The sequence below is a fragment of the Novosphingobium aerophilum genome, assembly GCF_014230305.1.
Lineage (GTDB): Bacteria > Pseudomonadota > Alphaproteobacteria > Sphingomonadales > Sphingomonadaceae > Novosphingobium > Novosphingobium aerophilum.
Map to the genome: position 1 here is coordinate 189,074 of NZ_JACLAU010000002.1, position 17,129 is coordinate 206,202.

The 17,129-nt window shown below is 69.3% G+C and carries 20 protein-coding genes; 6 read left to right on the plus strand and 14 right to left on the minus strand.

Annotated features, from left to right (window positions below; all coding sequences use genetic code 11):
* Positions 1–46: 46 nt before the first annotated feature.
* Both H7F49_RS03075 and H7F49_RS03080 read right to left on the minus strand, forming a co-directional pair.
* The gene (locus H7F49_RS03075; protein ID WP_185682090.1) at positions 47–964 is read right to left on the minus strand and encodes an SGNH/GDSL hydrolase family protein; all 918 of its coding nucleotides are present in this window, start codon (positions 962–964) and stop codon (positions 47–49) included.
* Complete coding sequence (locus H7F49_RS03080) at positions 961–2,589, minus strand: lysine--tRNA ligase (protein WP_185682091.1); 1,629 nt, start codon at positions 2,587–2,589, stop codon at positions 961–963. Before H7F49_RS03080 ends, H7F49_RS03075 begins: the two co-directional genes overlap by 4 nt.
* Positions 2,590–3,424: 835 nt before the next feature.
* On the opposite strand from H7F49_RS03080, the gene H7F49_RS03085 reads away from it, so the two are divergent.
* Positions 3,425–3,934: a DUF4402 domain-containing protein gene (locus H7F49_RS03085; RefSeq protein WP_185682092.1), complete on the plus strand. Its 510-nt coding sequence runs from the start codon at positions 3,425–3,427 to the stop codon at positions 3,932–3,934.
* A gap of 6 nt (positions 3,935–3,940) precedes the next feature.
* On the opposite strand, the gene H7F49_RS03090 is transcribed toward H7F49_RS03085, so the two are convergent.
* Both H7F49_RS03090 and H7F49_RS03095 read right to left on the minus strand, forming a co-directional pair.
* On the minus strand, positions 3,941–4,501 hold the full coding sequence (locus H7F49_RS03090) for a phosphoribosyltransferase (protein WP_185682093.1): 561 nt from the start codon (positions 4,499–4,501) through the stop codon (positions 3,941–3,943).
* A 52-nt stretch (positions 4,502–4,553) separates the two neighbouring features.
* Entirely contained in the window at positions 4,554–5,021 is a 468-nt protein-coding gene (locus H7F49_RS03095) for a hypothetical protein (RefSeq protein ID WP_185682094.1), read from the minus strand.
* Between the two features lie 113 nt (positions 5,022–5,134).
* Here H7F49_RS03095 and H7F49_RS03100 point away from each other — a divergent pair, with 113 nt between their 5' ends.
* Together H7F49_RS03100 and H7F49_RS03105 are read left to right on the plus strand one after the other, a co-directional pair.
* Positions 5,135–7,861, plus strand: a complete 2,727-nt coding sequence (locus tag H7F49_RS03100; RefSeq protein WP_185682095.1) for an ATP-dependent DNA helicase — start codon at positions 5,135–5,137, stop codon at positions 7,859–7,861.
* Positions 7,858–8,406, plus strand: a complete 549-nt coding sequence (locus tag H7F49_RS03105) for a SixA phosphatase family protein (protein ID WP_185682096.1) — start codon at positions 7,858–7,860, stop codon at positions 8,404–8,406. The genes H7F49_RS03100 and H7F49_RS03105 overlap by 4 nt, the downstream gene beginning before the upstream one ends.
* A gap of 85 nt (positions 8,407–8,491) precedes the next feature.
* Here H7F49_RS03105 and H7F49_RS03110 read toward each other — a convergent pair whose 3' ends face one another.
* From H7F49_RS03110 to rpmF, 6 genes are all read right to left on the minus strand, one after another.
* Positions 8,492–8,824: a hypothetical protein gene (locus H7F49_RS03110; RefSeq protein WP_185682097.1), complete on the minus strand. Its 333-nt coding sequence runs from the start codon at positions 8,822–8,824 to the stop codon at positions 8,492–8,494.
* Between the two features lie 153 nt (positions 8,825–8,977).
* Positions 8,978–9,418, minus strand: coding sequence for a MerR family transcriptional regulator (locus H7F49_RS03115; protein WP_407940284.1), 441 nt, complete (start codon positions 9,416–9,418; stop codon positions 8,978–8,980).
* A 22-nt stretch (positions 9,419–9,440) separates the two neighbouring features.
* On the minus strand, positions 9,441–9,737 hold the full coding sequence (locus H7F49_RS03120; protein WP_185682098.1) for an integration host factor subunit alpha: 297 nt from the start codon (positions 9,735–9,737) through the stop codon (positions 9,441–9,443).
* Positions 9,738–9,925: 188 nt separating this feature from the next.
* Positions 9,926–10,897, minus strand: a complete 972-nt coding sequence (locus H7F49_RS03125; protein WP_185682099.1) for a beta-ketoacyl-ACP synthase III — start codon at positions 10,895–10,897, stop codon at positions 9,926–9,928.
* Entirely contained in the window at positions 10,897–11,973 is a 1,077-nt protein-coding gene (plsX, locus tag H7F49_RS03130; protein WP_185682100.1) for a phosphate acyltransferase PlsX, read from the minus strand. The genes H7F49_RS03125 and plsX overlap by 1 nt, the downstream gene beginning before the upstream one ends.
* Positions 11,974–11,998: 25 nt before the next feature.
* Positions 11,999–12,178: a 50S ribosomal protein L32 gene (gene rpmF, locus H7F49_RS03135; protein ID WP_185682101.1), complete on the minus strand. Its 180-nt coding sequence runs from the start codon at positions 12,176–12,178 to the stop codon at positions 11,999–12,001.
* A gap of 150 nt (positions 12,179–12,328) precedes the next feature.
* Here rpmF and H7F49_RS03140 point away from each other — a divergent pair, with 150 nt between their 5' ends.
* Positions 12,329–12,718, plus strand: a complete 390-nt coding sequence (locus tag H7F49_RS03140; protein ID WP_185682102.1) for an MAPEG family protein — start codon at positions 12,329–12,331, stop codon at positions 12,716–12,718.
* A gap of 31 nt (positions 12,719–12,749) precedes the next feature.
* Here the strand turns inward: H7F49_RS03140 and H7F49_RS03145 are convergent, their stop codons facing one another.
* The 3 genes from H7F49_RS03145 to H7F49_RS03155 form a co-directional block, all read right to left on the minus strand.
* The gene (locus H7F49_RS03145; RefSeq protein ID WP_185682103.1) at positions 12,750–13,313 is read right to left on the minus strand and encodes a GrpB family protein; all 564 of its coding nucleotides are present in this window, start codon (positions 13,311–13,313) and stop codon (positions 12,750–12,752) included.
* A 28-nt stretch (positions 13,314–13,341) separates the two neighbouring features.
* On the minus strand, positions 13,342–14,001 hold the full coding sequence (locus H7F49_RS03150; protein ID WP_328806485.1) for an MBL fold metallo-hydrolase: 660 nt from the start codon (positions 13,999–14,001) through the stop codon (positions 13,342–13,344).
* Positions 14,002–14,292: 291 nt separating this feature from the next.
* Complete coding sequence (locus H7F49_RS03155) at positions 14,293–14,943, minus strand: S24 family peptidase (RefSeq protein ID WP_185682104.1); 651 nt, start codon at positions 14,941–14,943, stop codon at positions 14,293–14,295.
* Between the two features lie 103 nt (positions 14,944–15,046).
* Here H7F49_RS03155 and H7F49_RS03160 point away from each other — a divergent pair, with 103 nt between their 5' ends.
* Entirely contained in the window at positions 15,047–15,235 is a 189-nt protein-coding gene (locus tag H7F49_RS03160; RefSeq protein ID WP_185682105.1) for a hypothetical protein, read from the plus strand.
* Positions 15,225–15,617 carry a hypothetical protein gene (locus H7F49_RS03165; RefSeq protein ID WP_235981685.1) on the plus strand — a complete coding sequence of 131 codons (393 nt, stop codon included), beginning with the start codon at positions 15,225–15,227 and terminating at the stop codon, positions 15,615–15,617. The genes H7F49_RS03160 and H7F49_RS03165 overlap by 11 nt, the downstream gene beginning before the upstream one ends.
* A gap of 10 nt (positions 15,618–15,627) precedes the next feature.
* Here H7F49_RS03165 and cysS read toward each other — a convergent pair whose 3' ends face one another.
* A complete protein-coding gene (gene cysS, locus H7F49_RS03170) occupies positions 15,628–17,094 on the minus strand; it encodes a cysteine--tRNA ligase (RefSeq protein ID WP_185682106.1) in 1,467 nt (488 codons plus the stop codon).
* Positions 17,095–17,129: the final 35 nt, after the last annotated feature.

Sequence of the window (17,129 nt, forward strand, 5' to 3'; positions counted from 1 at the left end):
CCGGTCAACGCCCGGAAGCGCCAGTGCTTCCTCAGCCGGTGTTTCCTCAGCCGGTGGGCCGGCGCGGTGGTTCGGGCAGCCTGCGCACCGGCAACCCGCCCGGCGGTGGCGGCAGCCCCAGCGCCGAGGCCGCGGCCTGCTGCAGCCGCACGACCACGGCCGGGTTCATCCCCAGTTCCTCGGCGGCCCGCTCGCCTGCACCCAGGGTGCGCGGATCGATCCCGGTCAGGGTTCCGAACAGGACCAGCGCCTCCAGGTAGCAGCCTTCGGTGCTGGCGTGATAGCTGTCCCAGGTCCACAGATTGACCTGGCCATAGGCGACCCCGTCGTAGGGGTTGGGATCGGCCAGTCCCTGCTCGATCGCCTGCAGCCAGGCGCGGCCGACCGGCACCGGCGGACCCATCCCCACCCGTCCCGCCACGATCTGACGGTTGGCGGCATCGACCACCTCGGGCAGGGCGGCCAGCGGCTTGCCCGACCAAGGGCTGCCCGGCTGCCAGGCGAGATCGGCGCGCGGCCAGGTGGTGACGAGGAGCACGCGAACCTTGGGGTTGGCCCGGGTGACCAGATCGGCCAGCCCCCGCGCCGCCGCGATGTGCCGCGCCGGATCGCCGGGCCGCGCCGGATCGAGCACCGAATGCCCTTGCAGCACGACCACGTCCCACGGCCGGTCGATCAGGCTGGCGCGCTTTTCCAGATGGAACGCCAGATCCTGCCCGCCCGCGGTCTCGAGGCTGACCTCCCAGCCGCCACCCGCCTGATCGGCAAAGGTGCGGAACAGCGCCGGAACCCCGCCCACCCCTTCGCGGTTCAGATCGGTCACCCGTTCGGGGTGGAACCGCCGGATCGGCGAGCCGAACCCGTAGGTGAAGCTGTTGCCGACAAACAGGACGCTGCGCGCCTCCGCCGCGGTCCCGCCCGCCAGCATGGCGCATGCGACCAGGGCGGCGAGCGCGCGCCTCATCCCTGAGACCCGGCGAGGGCCTCGGCGATCAGCTTGCGGGTGTTGGCCACCCCGTACAGCGCGATGAAGCTGCCCATGCGCGGGCCCTGGCTGGAACCCAGCAGCGTTTCGTACAGGGCCTTGAACCAGTCGCGTAGCTGCTCGAAGCCGAAATGCGGGTCCTTGCCGATCTCGTAGACCAGGTTCTGCAGCTCTTCGGCGCTGGCGCCTTCGTCCATCGCCGCCAGTTCCTCGTCGAGCGCGGCCAGCGCCGCTGCCTCGCCGGCATCGGGCTTGCGCCGCTGCAGGGTGGGGGCGATGAAATCGCGGTTGTAGGCGAGCGCCTTACCGACCAGCGCGTCCAGCGCCGGATGGGCCGCCGGATCGGCGTTCTCGACATAGTTACCCAGGTAGGACCAGACCTGCTCGCGCGTCGCCCCGGCGCCGAGCACGCCCACCAGATTGAGCAGCAGGCCATAAGTGACCGGCAAGGCCTCGCCCTCGCCGGACGCGGGGCCGTTGGCCCGCAGCAGATGCCATACGGGATTGCCGAGCTGCTGCTCGATCGGCTGGGCCGGGATCTTCTCGCGGAACTGCCAGTATTCATCCACCGCGCGGGGAATGATCCCGACGTGGAGCTGCTTGGCGCTCTTGGGTTCGCGGAACAGGTAGAAGCCCAGGCTTTCCTCGCTGCCATAGGTCAGCCACTGTTCGATGGTCAGGCCGTTGCCCTTGGACTTGGAGATCTTTTCGCCCTTGTCGTCCAGGAACAGCTCGTAGATCAGCCCTTCGGGTCGCTGCCCGCCCAGCACCCGGGCGATCTTGCCCGACTGGGTGACGCTGTCGGTCAGGTCCTTGCCGCACATCTCGTAATCGACGCCCAGCGCGACCCAGCGCATCGCCCAGTCGACCTTCCACTGCAGCTTGGCCCGGCCGCCCAGGATCGACTGTTCGACATCCTCGCCGCAATCGTGGAACCGCACGACGCCGGCCTCGGCATCGACCACGGTGACCGGCACCTGCAGCACCTGCCCCGTCTTGGCCGAGATCGGCAGGACCGGCGAATAGGTCTGCCGCCGCTCCTCGCGCAGGGTGGGCAGCATGATGTCCATGATCGCCTGCCAGTTGCGCAGGACCCCGCGCAACGCCTCGTCGAACCCGCCCGAGTTGTACCCGTCCGAGGCCGAGACGAATTCGTAATCGAAGCCGAACCGGTCGAGGAATTCGCGCAGCATCGCGTTGTTGTGGTGCGCGAAGCTTTCGTACTTGCCGAAAGGATCGGGAATGCGGCTGAGCGGATGGCCCAGGTGCGCGGCCAGCAGGCCGGGATTGGGCACGTTGTCGGGCACCTTGCGCAGCCCGTCCATGTCGTCCGAGAAGGCGACGAGGCGCGTCGGGGCGCCACCGGTGAGGACTTCGTAAGCGCGGCGGACCAGGGTGGTGCGCAGCACCTCCTGGAAGGTGCCGATATGCGGCAGGCCGGACGGGCCATAGCCGGTTTCGAACAGCACCGGGCTTTCCGCCTTGCCCTGCGGATAGCGCTTGAGCAGCTTGCGCGCCTCTTCGAACGGCCAGGCCTTGGACACCTGGGCGGCGGCCAGCAGATCGGTGGGCAGATCGGGCGAGTTCAGCACGGCGTCAGTCATGCCCGCGCCTTTCGCGGATGCAGCGCGCGGGTGCAAGCGGGGAGTTGGCTCCGTTCAGGAAACCGGGGCGAAAGCTTTCCAGGTTGACACGGTTGACAGGGTCCGGGGCTGATTGTCACCCCCCGGGCTGAAACAACGCGGCGCCGGCCGGGGGACATGTCGGAAAGGGCCGTCAAACAGGTCATCGGGCGAACATAGCGGGGAGGCACGGAGTAGGACATCGGGGCGGCCGAGTCCGAGGCCATGACCGCATGGCGGCGTGCGGTGATGATCGGAACGACCGACGGGTTGACGAGCGGACGTGGGTCGCTTGCGCGGATGCCGCCCCGGGTCCGTTCCCTGATCACCGGCTGACCGGTCGCTGTCCCCGGCTTGCCTGCCCTGACGGAGATCAGGGACCCGGGACGGGGCTGTTCTTCCCCGGCCGGTGCCACGCCAGCCCTGCCCCGGCTCGAGGCCGGGGCGACGATGAACGGGGGATGGCGGGATGTCCGGGCAGGGTGGGAAGCGGACGTTCTTCGATCCTCCCCCAGCGGGGGAGGGGGACCATCCGCAGGATGGTGGAGGGGCACCCCGCCTTGACCAGCTGCCGTGCCCCAAGGAGAGTGCCCCTCCACCACCTTCGGTGGTCCCCCTCCCCTTACCGGGGAGGAAACAAAGGTCCGACTTCGGGCGAAACCGGATGCCGGGCCTTCTCCACCCGGCCTAGGCACTTTCCCTTTCCGGCATCGCCCTTAGCATCGCGTTAACCTTCTTTCGCTACCCCGGCAGCGTGCACCGCAGCAGGGCCCTTCAGCCTGGCTCCGGTGAGGACAACGACAACGGAACGGAATCCATGCGCAACTCTCTCTGGTTCGGCATCGCTCTGGCAGCCCTGACGGCGAGCCCGGCCCTTGCCGCGGGCGGGAACACCGCGACGGCGACGGGTACTGCCACGGCCACTGTGGTGGCACCGCTGCAGATCACCCACACCTCGGGCGCGGCGCTCAGCTTCGGGATGTTCACCGCGGGCAGCGGCGGCACGGTCTCGGTCAGCCAGGCCGGCGCGGCCTCGGTCACGGGGGATATCGGGCTGGTCACCGGCGGCACGGTCTCGGCCGACAGCTTCACCATTTCGGGCGGCCCGTCGCGGACCTTCACGATCTCGACCTCGACCGGCAACACCGTGGCGATGGGCGGCGCCTCGCGCGCCAACATGCCGCTCGCCGTCTCGGCCCCGACCAGCGGCACGCTGAGCAGCGCGGGGACCTTCGCGCTCAACGTCGGCGGCACCCTGACCGTCGCCGCCAGCCAGCCCGCCGGATCCTACACCGGGACCTACACGGTCACCGTCACCTACCAGTAAGGGCCTTCACCCGCCCAGCACGACATCGGGATCCGGCTTGTGGAGCCGGATCTCGTCCTCGCTGAGCCCGCACAGCTCGTGCGGGAAGACCAGCCAATCGTCGGTCTCGTGCACGAAGTAATCGGGCTTCAGCGCGGTGCGGTTGCGCGCCGGCTTCCAGTAGACCGTGGCCGTGCGGATATCGCGCGGCAGGTTGCAGCGGCACCGCGCCGCCAGCTCGCGCAGCACGGCCGCGATCGATCGGCCCGAATCGAACACGTCGTCCACGATCAGCAGGCGATCGTCCGGCCCCAGCGTGTCGACCAGATAGCCCAGCGAATAGACCCGCACCTCGGCATCCTGCCGGTCGATCCCCGAATAGGACGCGGTGCGGATCGCGATGTGATCGCAGGCCACCCCGCGATACTCGAGCAGCTCCTGCACCGCGATCCCGACCGGCGCCCCGCCCCGCCAGATCCCGACGATGTGCGTCGGCGCAAAGCCCGAGGCGAGCACCTGCCGGGCCAGGCGGAACGAATCGACGAGAAGCTGGTCGGCGGTGAGCCAGACCTTGGGGATGTCGGTCATGGGTGGCAGGCTATTGCGGGAACGCTGTCGTCGCAACCGGGGGCATGGCGTTCTATTCGCCCAATGCCCGGTGGTCTTGGGGACGGCGATAAAGCCATGCGCAAAAGCCTGAAACACCTCCGGTCATAAGCAGGATCGAACCCAGCGAGAACAAAGGTCCAAACCGGCCTCCCCCGCTTTCCATCGCAAAGCCCAGCTCCGCCGTTGGCCAGGCGAACAGGACACCGGCTGCGATCCAGACCAGCACATGGTCAAAGGGCCGCCAACGCCGGACCAAGGCAGCGAGGACCAGAACCATAATCGCTGCACTCGGCATGGCAAACAACAGGCCGATCAACAGAAAAGCGGGGAGGAAGACCGCTATGGTGGCAAGCCCTTCAACCCCCACCATTGGCCGGAGGGGCGTTTGTGCATTCGTGGCGGCAAGATAGAGACAGAGGCCCAAGGTGCCAAACCCCACACCGGCCAGCCCGCCGGCAACCGCTGCGCTGTATCGACTGATCCGCTTTCCGCCGGGCATCCTGACAGCTCCTGCTGCTGGCGGGACCTAGCCTAGACCCTTGTCACCACCATGGCCATGCCTGACCATGCCTCACTGTTTACTTTTCGTTCCCCTCTCGCCATGTCCCGATCATGGCCGCGCTTGACCTCCCTGCCCTGCACGCCAGCCACGGCGGCTGCTGGCTGCGCGATGGGGGGAGGACCAGGGGCGTCGGCAAGGGTGAGGCGATCACCGCCGCCGCCGATACGCTGCTGCTGCTGCTCAACGCGCCGCTGGTGGCGAGCCGGCTGGGCTATCCCGACCTGTCCGGGCTCGACCTGCTCGAGCTGTTTGCCTTCGTCCATCCGGCGCGGTTCGTCGTGCCGACGCCCAAAGGCCTGGCCCATGCCCTGGGGCTGGACGAGCCGGCCGGCGACGATGCCGTGCCGGCTCTGCTGCAGCAGGCGGCGGGTGCGCTGCTGGAGAGGTGCGAACGCGACGACTGGGCCGAGCGCGAGGGCGCCTGGACCCAGCTCCAGTCGCTGCAGAAGATGCGCTGGCCCTGGGCCGGACTACTGCTGCAGCGGGTGCGCAAGCCGCAGCGCGCCGAACGCTGGCTGTTCGCCCGCCTGCCCGAATGGGACGAGGCGCCCGAGCGGCCGCAGCCGATGCAGGTGACGCTCGATCCCGCCGAGGTCACGGCCCGGCTCGCCGCGCTGACCGGCGCCGCGGCCGAGGCGCGCCCGGCCCAGCGCGCCTATGCGGTGGAAGCCGCCCAGGCCTTCGCCCCGCGCCAGCGCGAGGGGCTGCCCCACCTGCTGCTGGCCCAGGCGGGCACGGGCACCGGCAAGACCCTGGGCTATCTCGCCCCGGCCTCGCTCTGGGCCGAGCGCAGCGGCGGGACGGTCTGGGTCTCGACCTATACCAAGGCCTTGCAGCGCCAGTTGCGCCGCGAGAGCCGCCGCGCCTGGCCCGGCGCGCGTCCCGATGGCAGCCAGCCGGTGGTGGTGCGCAAGGGGCGCGAGAATTACCTGTGCCTGCTCAACCTGGAGGACGCGCTGCAAGGCGGCTTCGGCGGGCGCGCGGCGATCCTGGCGCAATTGGTGGCGCGCTGGGCGGCCTATTCGCAGGACGGCGACATGATCGGCGGCGACCTGCCCGGCTGGCTGGGCACGCTGTTCCGCCAGCGCGCGATCACCTCGCTGACCGACCGGCGCGGCGAATGCGTCTATGCCGGCTGCCCGCATTACCGGAAGTGCTTCATCGAGCGCGCCGCGCGGGCCAGCGCCCAGGCCGATCTGGTCATCGCCAACCATGCCCTGGTGATGGTCAACGCGGCGCGCGGGCGCGACCATGCCCAGCGCCCGACGCGGATCGTGTTCGACGAAGGCCACCACGTGTTCGAGGCCGCCGATTCGACCTTCGCCGCGGCCCTGACCGGGACCGAGGCGATCGAGCTGCGGCGCTGGGTGATCGGGCCCGAACGGGGCGCCAAGGGTCGCCGCCGCGGCCTCTCCGCGCGGCTGGCCGATGTCGCCTCCTATGACGAGGCGGGCGCGCTGGCGGTCCAGGCGGCGCGCGAGGCGGCCGAGGCGCTGCCCGGCGATGGCTGGCTGCAGCGGCTGGCCGAGGGCGAACCCTCCGGTCCGATCGAGGCCCTGCTCGCCGGGGTCCGCGCGGTGGTCCACGCCCGCGACGAAAGCGGCGGGCAGGACGCCGGCTATGGCCTGGAGACCGAGGCGGCGCAGCTTCCCGGCGAACTGATCGAGCTGGCGGCCGAGGCCCAGGCGGCGCTGGCCGCGCTGCGCACTCCGCTGATCCGGCTGGGGGTCCGGCTGGAGGCCCTGCTGACCGAACCGCCCGACTGGCTCGACGGCCCGGGCCGCGCGCGGATCGAAGGGGCGCGGCATTCGCTGGCCTGGCGGGTCGATCTGCTCGGAGCGTGGGAGGCCATGCTCGAACGGCTGGGCGGGCCGACCGATCCGGAATTCGTCGACTGGCTGGCGGTCGAGCGGGCCGGGGCGCGCGAGTTCGATGTGGGCCTGCACCGCCGCTATCTCGATCCGATGAAGCCCTTCGCCCGGCTGGTGCTGGAACCCGCGCACGGCGTGATGCTGACCAGCGCGACCTTGCAGGACGGCGGCGACTGGGCTGGGGCGATCGCCCGCTCGGGCGCGGCGCACCTCGATTCGGCGCCGCACCTGTCGACCGCCGAAAGCCCGTTCGACTATGCCGCCCAGGCCGAGGTGCTGATCGTCACCGATGTCGCCAAGGGCGATCTGTCCGCCCTCGCCGGGGCCTATGGGCGGCTGATCGAGGCGTCTGGCGGCGGGGCGCTGGGCCTGTTCACCGCGATCAAGCGCCTGCGCGCGGTCTATGGCCGCATCGCCGACCGGCTCGCCCGGGGCGGACTGCCGCTCTATGCCCAGCACGTCGATCCGATCGACACCGGGACCCTGGTGGACATCTTCCGCGACGATCCCCGGGCCAGCCTGCTCGGCACCGATGCGCTGCGCGACGGGGTGGACGTGCCGGGCCATTCGCTGCGGCTGGTGGTGATGGAGCAGGTGCCCTGGCCCAAGCCCTCGATCCTCCACCGCGCCCGCCGCGCGGCCGGAGGCGGATCGGCCCACGATGACCGGATCATCCGCGCCCGGCTGGCCCAGGCCTTCGGCCGGCTGATCCGCAGCCGCGAGGATCATGGCCACTTCGTCGTGCTCTCCGCCGCCTTCCCCAGCCGGCTGCTCAGCGCCTTTCCCGCCGGGACCCCGATCCGGCGGGTCACGCTGGCCGAGGCTTTACAACGCGTCGCCGGGCGTGTTCCTGCGGCCGGGGCCGAATCCCCGGCCCTTCCCGACGGGACCCAACGCGCGCGATGAAACTCCTCGGCCTGTTCCGCCACGCCAAGTCCGACTGGCACGATGCCCGCGCCCGCGATTTCGACCGGCCGCTGAACGAACGGGGCCGCAAGGGCGCCGCGGTGATGGGGCGGCATATCGCGGCGCATGGCATCCGCTGGCAGCGGGTGTTCTCATCGCCCGCGGTGCGCGCCGCCGAAACGATCGAGCTGGCTGCCGAGGCTGCCGGACAAAGCGTGCCGGTGGAATGGGACCGGCGGCTCTACCTGGCCAGTTCGCACAACCTGGGCGACGTGCTGCGCGAACTCCCCGACGCCACCGCCAGCGTGCTGATGGTCGGGCACAATCCCGGGCTGGAGGACCTGATCTTCGACCTGGTGCCCGATGACGGCACCTGTCCGCTGCGGGCCCTGGTCGAGGAGAAGTTCCCGACCGCGACCTACGCCGTGCTCGAACTGGCCATCGATCGCTGGAGCGATCTGGACGACGGCTGCGGCAAGCTCGTCCACCTGGTCCGCCCGCGCGACCTGGACCCGACGCTGGGGCCGCAGCACGACGAGGACTAGGCTCGCGCCTCTGGCGATATCAGGATAACCAGAACAGGCGGCTGGCTGGCCCTGCTGGCGTGGCGTTCGTCGACTGGCGGGATCGTCACTGCCCTGATCGAGCCGCGCGATCCGCGCGAATTCGTTTCAGCAAGGCCATGAAGTTCGGCTTTGCCTGTTCGTCCCATTGCCGGAAGGCAGCGTCCGCCTGGGCCGGAGGGACATCGCGGCGAACAATGGCCCTCAATTCCGTTTCGATCGGTTTGCAGCCTTCGACGGCCGACGCATATATGGATTCGTCGGCCGCGTCCGTTCTGGTCAGACGGACGGCATAGGTAGCCATGCAGCGATCGAGCGCTTGCGCCAGCGTGGGCGCATCGGCTTGTGGCGATTGCGCGCTCGCCATCCCTGCAACCAGGCCTAAGATGGCAACAGCCACCGGTCTCAGTCCACCCATCTCAAGTTCCCCTCAACCAACCTTGGCTCGCATCTGAACGGCAGATGGGCGTAACCTGACGGACCATGCCAATGGCCACAACCAGGCAATGCCATGGCTGGAACGGCCCGTGCCCCCGGGCCGGCCTACCGAGTCTCAGCCCTCCAGCGCATCGATCAGCCGGGCGCGCATGCGGAGCAGGCGCAGCGCGCGTTCGCTGGCCGGGGGGCGCTCGGTTGCGATCGCGGCCGGTGTGGGCGCCGGGTCGGGTGCCGGGAGGATCGCCGGCTGCGCCGCCTTGCCATTCCTGCCTTCACTTTCCAGCACCGAGCGCGCCCCGCGCAGGGTGTAGCCCTCGCGATGGACCAACTGGTCGATCCGGCGGACCAGGGCGATATCCTCGGGCCGGTAATAGCGTCGTCCGCCGCTGCGCTTGAGCGGCTTGAGCATGGGAAACTGGTCTTCCCAGTACCTCAGGACGTGCTGGCGAAGGCCCAGCGCCTCGCCCACCTCACCGATCGTGCGCAAGGCATCGGCGGCCTTGCCGTCCGGCCAGACCGGGATCGGTTCGGAAGGGGGTGGCGCGGCCGCGGTCACCAGTGCGCCCTGTCACCGGGCCTCAGGCCGCGGCGATCTGGTCCTTGAGCATCTGGCTGGCGCGGAAGGTCACGACCCTACGGGGAGTGATCGGCACCTCGATCCCGGTCTTGGGGTTGCGGCCGACCCGCTCGGCCTTGTCGCGCAGCAGGAACGTCCCGAAGCCGGAAATCTTCACGTTCTCCCCTTCGGCGAGAGCGTCACACATCTGGCGCAGGATGGCCTCGACCAGATCCAGCGATTCGGCGCGCGAGAAACCGAGCCGGCGATTGATCGCCTCGGCCAGATCAGCGCGGGTAAGCGTACTCACGGAGCGCATGTGTCCCCCACTCCCGGATACAAGCAACGACCCTGATTCCCGCGCAAAGTCTTACAAGCTGCGCAGGTAAACGCAATCAGCCGAAGGATGAGGCTTAAAATCGTATCCAAATCGGACAAGGCGCCCCGGCTGGCACGACAGAATCGGTCGATCGCCGCGGTCCCCGGCGCGGGACGAGCGAACCCCGCTCAGATCCGGATCAGGCTGGCGCCCCAGGTGAAGCCGCCGCCCATGGCTTCCAGCATGACCAGTTGGCCGGGCTTGATGCGCCCGTCGCGCACCGCCGTATCCAGCGCCAGCGGCACCGAGGCGGCCGAGGTGTTGGCGTGGCGATCGACCGTGACCACCACCTTATCGGCGGGGAGGCCCAGCTTCCTGGCCGTGCCGTCGAGGATGCGCTGATTGGCCTGGTGCGGCACGACCCAGTCGAGCTGGTCGGCGGTCACCCCGGTATCGGCCAGGACCTCACGCAAGACCTCCGACAGGTTGGTCACCGCGTGCTTGAACACTTCCTTGCCCCTCATCCGCAGCTTGCCGACCGTGCCGGTGCTGGAAGGACCGCCATCGACATAGAGGAGCTGGTTGTGGGCGCCATCGGCGTGGAGCCGGGTGGCGAGGATGCCGGGCCCGGTCGCCTCGTCGCTCTCACGCGCTTCCAGCACGATCGCCCCCGCCCCGTCGCCGAACAGGACGCAGGTGGTGCGGTCTTCCCAGTCCAGGATGCGCGAGAAGGTTTCGGCGCCGATCACCAGGGCGCGGCTGGCCATGCCGGTGCGCAGCATCGCATCGGCCGTGCCGAGCGCATAGAGGAAGCCCGAACAGACCGCCGCGACATCGAAGGCGATGCCACCGTTGGCGCCGATCGCGTCCTGCACGATCGTGGCCGTGGCGGGGAAGGTCTGGTCCGGCGTGGCCGTGGCCAGCACGATCAGGTCGATGCTGCTGCCTTCGACCGCGGCAGTCGCAAGGGCGGCGCGCGCGGCGGCGATGGCCAGGCTGGAGGTCGTCTCGTCCTCGGCCGCGACATAGCGCTGGCGGATGCCGGTCCGCTCGACGATCCATTCGTCGCTGGTGTCGACCCGGGCGGCCAGCTCGGCATTGGTGACCACCCGCGCCGGCAGGGCCGAGCCCGTGCCGATCAACACCGCGCGACGGGCCATCATTCGCTTCCTTCGGACTTGGCAGCGGCCGCGCGGCCGCCGGGGCGCAGGTTGTCGGCGCCGACCCGGGCGAGGTCGGTCCCGATGCGCTGGGTGAGGTTTTCTTCGAGCAGGCGCGCGGCAACCGCCACGGCATTGGCCACGCCCAGCGCGTTGGCGCTGCCGTGGCTTTTCACCACCACGCCGTTCAGGCCCAGGAAGACCGCGCCGTTGTGGTTGTTGGGATCGAGATGGTGCTTGAGCAGCTCGGTCGCCGGGCGCGAGATCAGGAAGCCGATCTTCGAGCGCAGCGAGCTGGCGAAGGAGCGGCGCAGCAGGTCGGCGACGAACCGGGCCGTGCCTTCCACCGCCTTCAGCGCGATGTTGCCCGAGAAGCCGTCGGTCACCACCACGTCGACTTCGCCGCGGTTGATCTTGTCGGCCTCGATGAAGTTCTCGAACGACATGGCGAGCTCGGCCGAAGCGGCCTTCAGCTCGTTCGCGGCGATGCGCAGGGTGTCGGTACCCTTGATTTCCTCGGTGCCGATGTTGAGCAGCCGCACCCGCGGCGCTTCCAGCCCGGTGACGATCCGCGAATAGGCGGCGCCCATGATCGCGAACTGCACCAGGTTGCGGGCATCGCATTCGGTGTTGGCGCCCAGATCGAGCATGACCAGATCGTTGTCGCCCAGGGTGGGCAGCAGCGCCGCCAGCGCGGGGCGATCGATCCCCGGCAGGGTGCGGAGCGAAAGCTTGGCGATGGCCATCAGCGCGCCGGTGTTGCCCGCGCTGACCGCGGCCCCGGCGGCGCCCTGCTTCACGGCGTCGACCGCCATGCCCATCGACGTGGTCTTGGCCCGGCGCAGCGCCTGGCTGGGCTTGTCCTCGCCGCTGATCACGTCGGGGGCATGCACCACCTCGGAGGCGGCGCGGAGGTTGGGATGCAGTTCGAGCGCGGCGTTGATCCGCTCCTCGTCCCCGACCAGCAGGAACTGGAAGCGCTCGTGACGGCGACGCGCCAGCGCGGCGCCCTCGATCATCACGCGCACGCCCACGTCACCGCCCATCGCATCGATCGCGATACGCGGCAGACTCATCCCCCCAACCTCTTTCTATCGGCGATCAGGCGCCGACGGCGACGATCTCGCGACCGTTGTAGTGACCGCAGGCGGTGCACAGGTTGTGCGGACGCTTCAGTTCACCACAGTTCGAGCATTCGTGGAACGCTTCGGCCTTCAGCGCGTCGTGGCTGCGGCGCATGCCCCGGCGGGACGGGGTCGTTTTTCTCTTGGGGACAGCCATTTCGGCACCTGTTCCTGAAATCGATGAGTCTGGCGGAGTCCACGTGACCCGGCGGGTCAGCGGAGCGAAGGCGCGCCTATAGCGATTTTGTCGTGCGTTGCAAGCATCGGCAGGCTAGCAGACGGCAAATCCAACGGAGGGGAGCCATCGATGATCCTGCAGACCACCTTGTGCCTGGCCGCTGCGGCCGCCGTGATCAACTTCTGGCTGGGCATGCGGATCGGGCAGTTGCGGCACGCGCTGAAGGTCTCGGTGGGCGATGGCGGCGACGAACGGATCATCCGCCGCATGCGGGCCCAGGCCAATTTCATCGAGAACACCCCGCTGCTGCTGATCCTGTTCGGCCTGATCGAAATGACCGGCAAGGGCGGCGTCTGGCTCGCCCCGCTTGGCGCGCTGTTCATGCTCGGCCGCGTGCTGCACGGCATCGGAATGGACGGGAAGCTGACCTGGGGCCGGATGGTCGGCACGCTGACCGCCTACCTCACCGCGCTGGGGCTGGCCGTGGTGGCCGTGCTGATCGCGCTGCAGGTGATGTGACCGGACGCGCCTTCGCCAGAGCCTGGCCGGGTCAGTCGCCCGGCGGGACCTGCCATCGCGTGGACCGCGCCCAGGCCTCGGCCCCGGCCATGATCGCATCGCAGACCGGGTCCTTGACCGCATAATAGGCCGCGGGATCGCCCCCCGTGTGATCCACCAGCGCGGCCTTGACCGCTTGGTAAGCCGCCGCCGCGGCCGGGTCGGCCCGCAGGAAATCGCGGAACAGCAGGGCATAGCGCTGATTGAACCGCCCCCGCTCGCGGATGTGCAGGTGAGCCGCGGGCGCCGCCAGCGTAAAGTAGCGCTTCGTGCATTCGGCCGGGTCCAGCCTTTGCCCGGCGGGCTGGTGATCGACGCGGCCCGGCCTGTCGATCCAGCCCAGCCCGGCCAGCCGGTCGCCAGCGACATCCTCCAGCCGGTCGACCGTCGCCTGCAGATCGATCACGTCCTTGGCGGTCATGCCGGGGATTGCGGTCGAGCCGATGTGATGCAGGCACGCCCCGGGCGGAAGAGCCTCCGCCAGCCCGGCCGCGAGTCTGCGGTAGGTGTCCGGCCAGTCCGCCTGATAGGGCACAAGGCGGATGACCTTGCTCATGGCTGCGACCCGGTCAGTCCCGGCCCCCTCATCCGAACCGCTGGTCGGCGACGAAGGGATTGGTCTGCCGCTCGCGCCCGAAGGTGCTGGTCGGGCCGTGGCCGGGGATGAACAGGGTCTCGTCGCCCAGCGGCCACAGCTTCTGCGTGATCGAGGCGATCAGATCATCATGGTTGCCGCGCGGGAAATCGGTGCGGCCGATCGAACCGGCGAACAGCACGTCGCCGACCACGGCCAGGTTCGAGGGCGCGTGGTGGAACACCACATGGCCCGGGGTGTGGCCGGGGCAGTGGATCACGTCGAGCGTGATCTCGCCGAAGCTCACCGTATCGCCATCGGCCAGCCAGCGATCGGGCACGAAGGGGTGCCCCTCGACCCCGAAGCGGGCGCCGGCCGTGTCGAGCTGCTCCAGCCAGAAGCTGTCGTCCAGATGCGGGCCTTCGATCGACACGCCCAGTTCCCGCGCGAAGACCCCGGTCATCCCGCAGTGGTCCATGTGGCCATGGGTCACCAGCAGCTTGACCACGGTGATCCCGGCCTTTTCGATCGCCTGCTTCAGCCGCGGCAGATCGCCCCCGGGATCGACCAGCACCCCCTCCATCGTGCGGGTGCACCACAGCAGTGAGCAGTTCTGCTCGAAAGCGGTGACGGGAACGATCGCGGCGCGCAGGGGGAGGCTGTCGGTCATGGCATGCTGATGGGGGGTGACGGCGCGGGAATCAATGGGGCGTTGCGCGCAACAGGGCTTTGCCGTGGCGAGCCCTACCGTTCCTGCACCGTCATCCCGAACCTGTTTCAGGATCCATGCCGCCTTGGGCACGGTGCCCGCCCCGGGCCGAACCGGGCAGCCCCCGCCTCCCCGATCGCGGGGCTTCGCCGGGCCGCAGGATGGATCCTGAAACAAGTTCAGGATGACGGGGTTGACGCAGTGCCGGCGAGCGCGGGGATCGGACCGCCTCTGCTCCCATCGGGCGCCGCGCTACAACCGCCCGCTCTTCCACACCACGCGGCCGATCACCTCCACCTCGTGCGGCTTGAGCACGATCGGGCGATAGGCGGGGTTCTGGCTTTCGAGCACGATCTGCCCGGGCACTCCAGTCTGCACCCGCTTGACCAGCAGGCTGTCCTCGATGCGCACCACGTGGATGCCGTCGCGCAAGGGACGCGGGGTGCGGTCGACCAGGATCTCGTCGCCGTCGCGCAGCAGGGGTTCCATCGAATCGCCGGCGACACGGATGGCGCTGAGCATGGCCGGATCGAAGCCCTGTTCGCGCAGCCAGCGCGCGGAGAAGCGGAAAGTCCCGATCGCCGCGTCATCCTGCCCATAGGCGCCCGGCCCGGCCGAGGCGGCCACGTCGAGCCGGGGAATGTCCAGCCACCCGCCGGGGGCACGGCCCGGACCGGGCGCATTGGAAAAATACGCAGGTCCGCCCAGCTCCGCCTCGCTCGCGCCCAGAAACTCGGCGAGCTTGCGGCGATCCTGTTCCTCCAGCTTGCGCGGGCTGCCCTTGCGCACGAATTGCTGGAGATAGGTGGGATTGCGACCAATCAGTCCGGACAGCGCGGCCAGGCTGACCCCGCGCCGGGCGGCCAGATCGAGCAGGCGGGAACGGGGATCGCGATCAGCCATGGCTTATCCTACGCGATGTATTTTTCCTAGACAAGTAGGATTTCGCGCGGGATGGATAAGGCCGGTCGCTCCCCTCGTGAGTCGCAGATCCGGAACACACCCCATGCTGATTGCCCGCATCGAACACTTCCTTCGCGAAACCGGGATGCCCTGGACCCGGTTCGGCCGCCTGGCCACCCATGACCCGCGCTTCGTCCAGGACCTGCGCAATGGCCGCAGCCCGCGCCCGGCAACGGAACGACGCGTGGAACATTTCATGAACATGTATCGGAGCACGCGCCATGCGGGTTGATCTCGACACGTCACCCCCGCCCCTGTCCGGTCGCGACGGACCGCGCCGGATTCCCGGCGGCGTGATCCGTCCTGGAACCTGGCTTCACCTGCTGCGCGCCCTGAACGACCTGGCCGGAGGCGCGGGCGAGCTGCGCGACCACGCCGAGCGGGCCTGGGCCAGCGCAACCTTCACCGGATCGCGCCACGCCTTCACCATCGACTTCACCGGCCTCGCCGCGATCGACGGGGCGGAGGACCTGATCGCCCGGCTGCCCGATCATGAATTCGCGATCCCGGGCCAGATCGTCGCCGACGCGACGATCCTAGCGGTGGAACACCGCGCGCTGCCCATGCCGGGGCTGACGCTGACCTGCGAACTGCTGCTGGTGGCCGAGGCCTAGGCCCAGGCGTTCAGCCCAGCCGCCAGTCCCACCCCAGGGGATCGCCGTCCATCACCTCCACGTCCTGGGCTGCCAGCTCGTCGCGCAGGGCGTCGGAGGCGGCGAAGTCCTTGGCGGCGCGGGCCTCCTTGCGGCGCGCCAGCACGTCCTCGATCGCGGCCTCCGAAATCGCTGCCGCGGCAGGACGCAGGCGCAGTGCGGTGCGGTCGAGCGCGAGCAGGTCAAGCCCGAGCACGGCATCCATCGCGGCGATCGCGGCCAGCTTCTCGGCCGGGTCGACCTTCTTGAGCGCGGCGACCTCCTCCAGCACGGTCAGCGCGACCGGGGTGTTGAGATCGTCGGACACCGCCGCGCCGAACCGATCGAGATAGGGGGCGAAGCGCGGCCCCCAGCCCTGGGCAGGCGCCGTCTGCGCCTTCAGCGCCGACACCGCCATGACCAGCCGCTTCAGCCGGGTCAGCGCGGCGGCGAGCCCGTCCCACGAGAATTCCAGCTCGCTGCGATAGTGCGCCTGCAGGCACATCATGCGGTAGGCGAGCGGGTGGTAGCCCTTGTCGATCAGCAGTTGCAGGCGGAGGAACTCGCCCGAGCTCTTGCTCATCTTGCCGCTGCGCTCGACCAGGAAGTTGTTGTGCATCCACAGCCGTGCGCCGGAATTGGCCGGATCGGAGAGGTCGCCCGAGCAGCAGTGGGCCTGGTTCTGCGCGATCTCGTTGGGGTGATGGATCTCGCGGTGGTCGATCCCGCCGGTGTGGATGTCGAAGGGAAAGCCCAGCACCGCGCCCGACATGACCGAGCATTCGAGATGCCAGCCGGGCGCCCCCCGGCCCCAGGGGGAATCCCATTCCATCTGGCGGGTCTCGCCCGGCGGGGTCTTGCGCCAGATCGCGAAGTCGGCGGCGTGGCGCTTGCCCTCGACCGCCTCGATCCGGCCTTCTCCCTCATCATCGGTCGCGGCGCGGGCCAGCCGGCCATAGTCGGCCACGGTCGAGACATCGAAGTAAAGCCCGCTCGGCAGTTCGTAGCAGTGCTTGTCGGCAATGCCCCGGGCGAAGTCGATCATCTGCGGGACATAGTCGGTCGCCACGGTCCACTGCGCCGGCTGGCGGATGTTGAGCGCACGCACGTCGGCCCAGTAGGCCTGCTTGTAGTGTTCGGCGATGTCCCAGATCGACTGCTGCTGCGCCGCGGCCATCCGCTCCATCTTGTCCTCGCCGGCGTCGGCATCGTCGGTCAGATGGCCCACATCGGTGATGTTGATCACATGGGTCAGGCGATAGCCGCGGAAGGACAGGGTGCGGCCCAGCACGTCAGCGAAGACATAGGCCCGCATGTTGCCGATGTGTGGATAATTGTAGACCGTCGGCCCGCACGAATAGACCCGCGCCTCGCCCGGATGGACCGGAACGAAGGGTTCAACCCGACGGGTCAGGCTGTTGAACAGGACAAGCGGGGGCTGGCTGGCGGCATCGGTCATGGCCGCGGGCCATGCTTCGGAATGGCGGGGCGGTC

Bases quoted from the DNA above. Each gene is read 5' to 3' on its own strand.
- H7F49_RS03145 (WP_185682103.1), bottom strand. From the start codon at position 13,313: ATGAGCAAGGTCATCCGCCTTGTGCCCTATCAGGCGGACTGGCCGGAC.
- plsX (WP_185682100.1), bottom strand. From the start codon at position 11,973: ATGAGTCTGCCGCGTATCGCGATCGATGCGATGGGCGGTGACGTGGGC.
- H7F49_RS03150 (WP_328806485.1), bottom strand. From the start codon at position 14,001: ATGACCGACAGCCTCCCCCTGCGCGCCGCGATCGTTCCCGTCACCGCT.
- H7F49_RS03165 (WP_235981685.1), top strand. From the start codon at position 15,225: ATGCGGGTTGATCTCGACACGTCACCCCCGCCCCTGTCCGGTCGCGAC.
- rpmF (WP_185682101.1), bottom strand. From the start codon at position 12,178: ATGGCTGTCCCCAAGAGAAAAACGACCCCGTCCCGCCGGGGCATGCGC.
- H7F49_RS03085 (WP_185682092.1), top strand. From the start codon at position 3,425: ATGCGCAACTCTCTCTGGTTCGGCATCGCTCTGGCAGCCCTGACGGCG.
- H7F49_RS03090 (WP_185682093.1), bottom strand. From the start codon at position 4,501: ATGACCGACATCCCCAAGGTCTGGCTCACCGCCGACCAGCTTCTCGTC.
- H7F49_RS03125 (WP_185682099.1), bottom strand. From the start codon at position 10,897: ATGGCCCGTCGCGCGGTGTTGATCGGCACGGGCTCGGCCCTGCCGGCG.
- H7F49_RS03160 (WP_185682105.1), top strand. From the start codon at position 15,047: ATGCTGATTGCCCGCATCGAACACTTCCTTCGCGAAACCGGGATGCCC.
- H7F49_RS03155 (WP_185682104.1), bottom strand. From the start codon at position 14,943: ATGGCTGATCGCGATCCCCGTTCCCGCCTGCTCGATCTGGCCGCCCGG.
- H7F49_RS03120 (WP_185682098.1), bottom strand. From the start codon at position 9,737: ATGCGCTCCGTGAGTACGCTTACCCGCGCTGATCTGGCCGAGGCGATC.
- H7F49_RS03095 (WP_185682094.1), bottom strand. From the start codon at position 5,021: ATGCCCGGCGGAAAGCGGATCAGTCGATACAGCGCAGCGGTTGCCGGC.
- H7F49_RS03100 (WP_185682095.1), top strand. From the start codon at position 5,135: ATGGCCGCGCTTGACCTCCCTGCCCTGCACGCCAGCCACGGCGGCTGC.
- H7F49_RS03075 (WP_185682090.1), bottom strand. From the start codon at position 964: ATGAGGCGCGCGCTCGCCGCCCTGGTCGCATGCGCCATGCTGGCGGGC.
- cysS (WP_185682106.1), bottom strand. From the start codon at position 17,094: ATGACCGATGCCGCCAGCCAGCCCCCGCTTGTCCTGTTCAACAGCCTG.
- H7F49_RS03105 (WP_185682096.1), top strand. From the start codon at position 7,858: ATGAAACTCCTCGGCCTGTTCCGCCACGCCAAGTCCGACTGGCACGAT.
- H7F49_RS03140 (WP_185682102.1), top strand. From the start codon at position 12,329: ATGATCCTGCAGACCACCTTGTGCCTGGCCGCTGCGGCCGCCGTGATC.
- H7F49_RS03080 (WP_185682091.1), bottom strand. From the start codon at position 2,589: ATGACTGACGCCGTGCTGAACTCGCCCGATCTGCCCACCGATCTGCTG.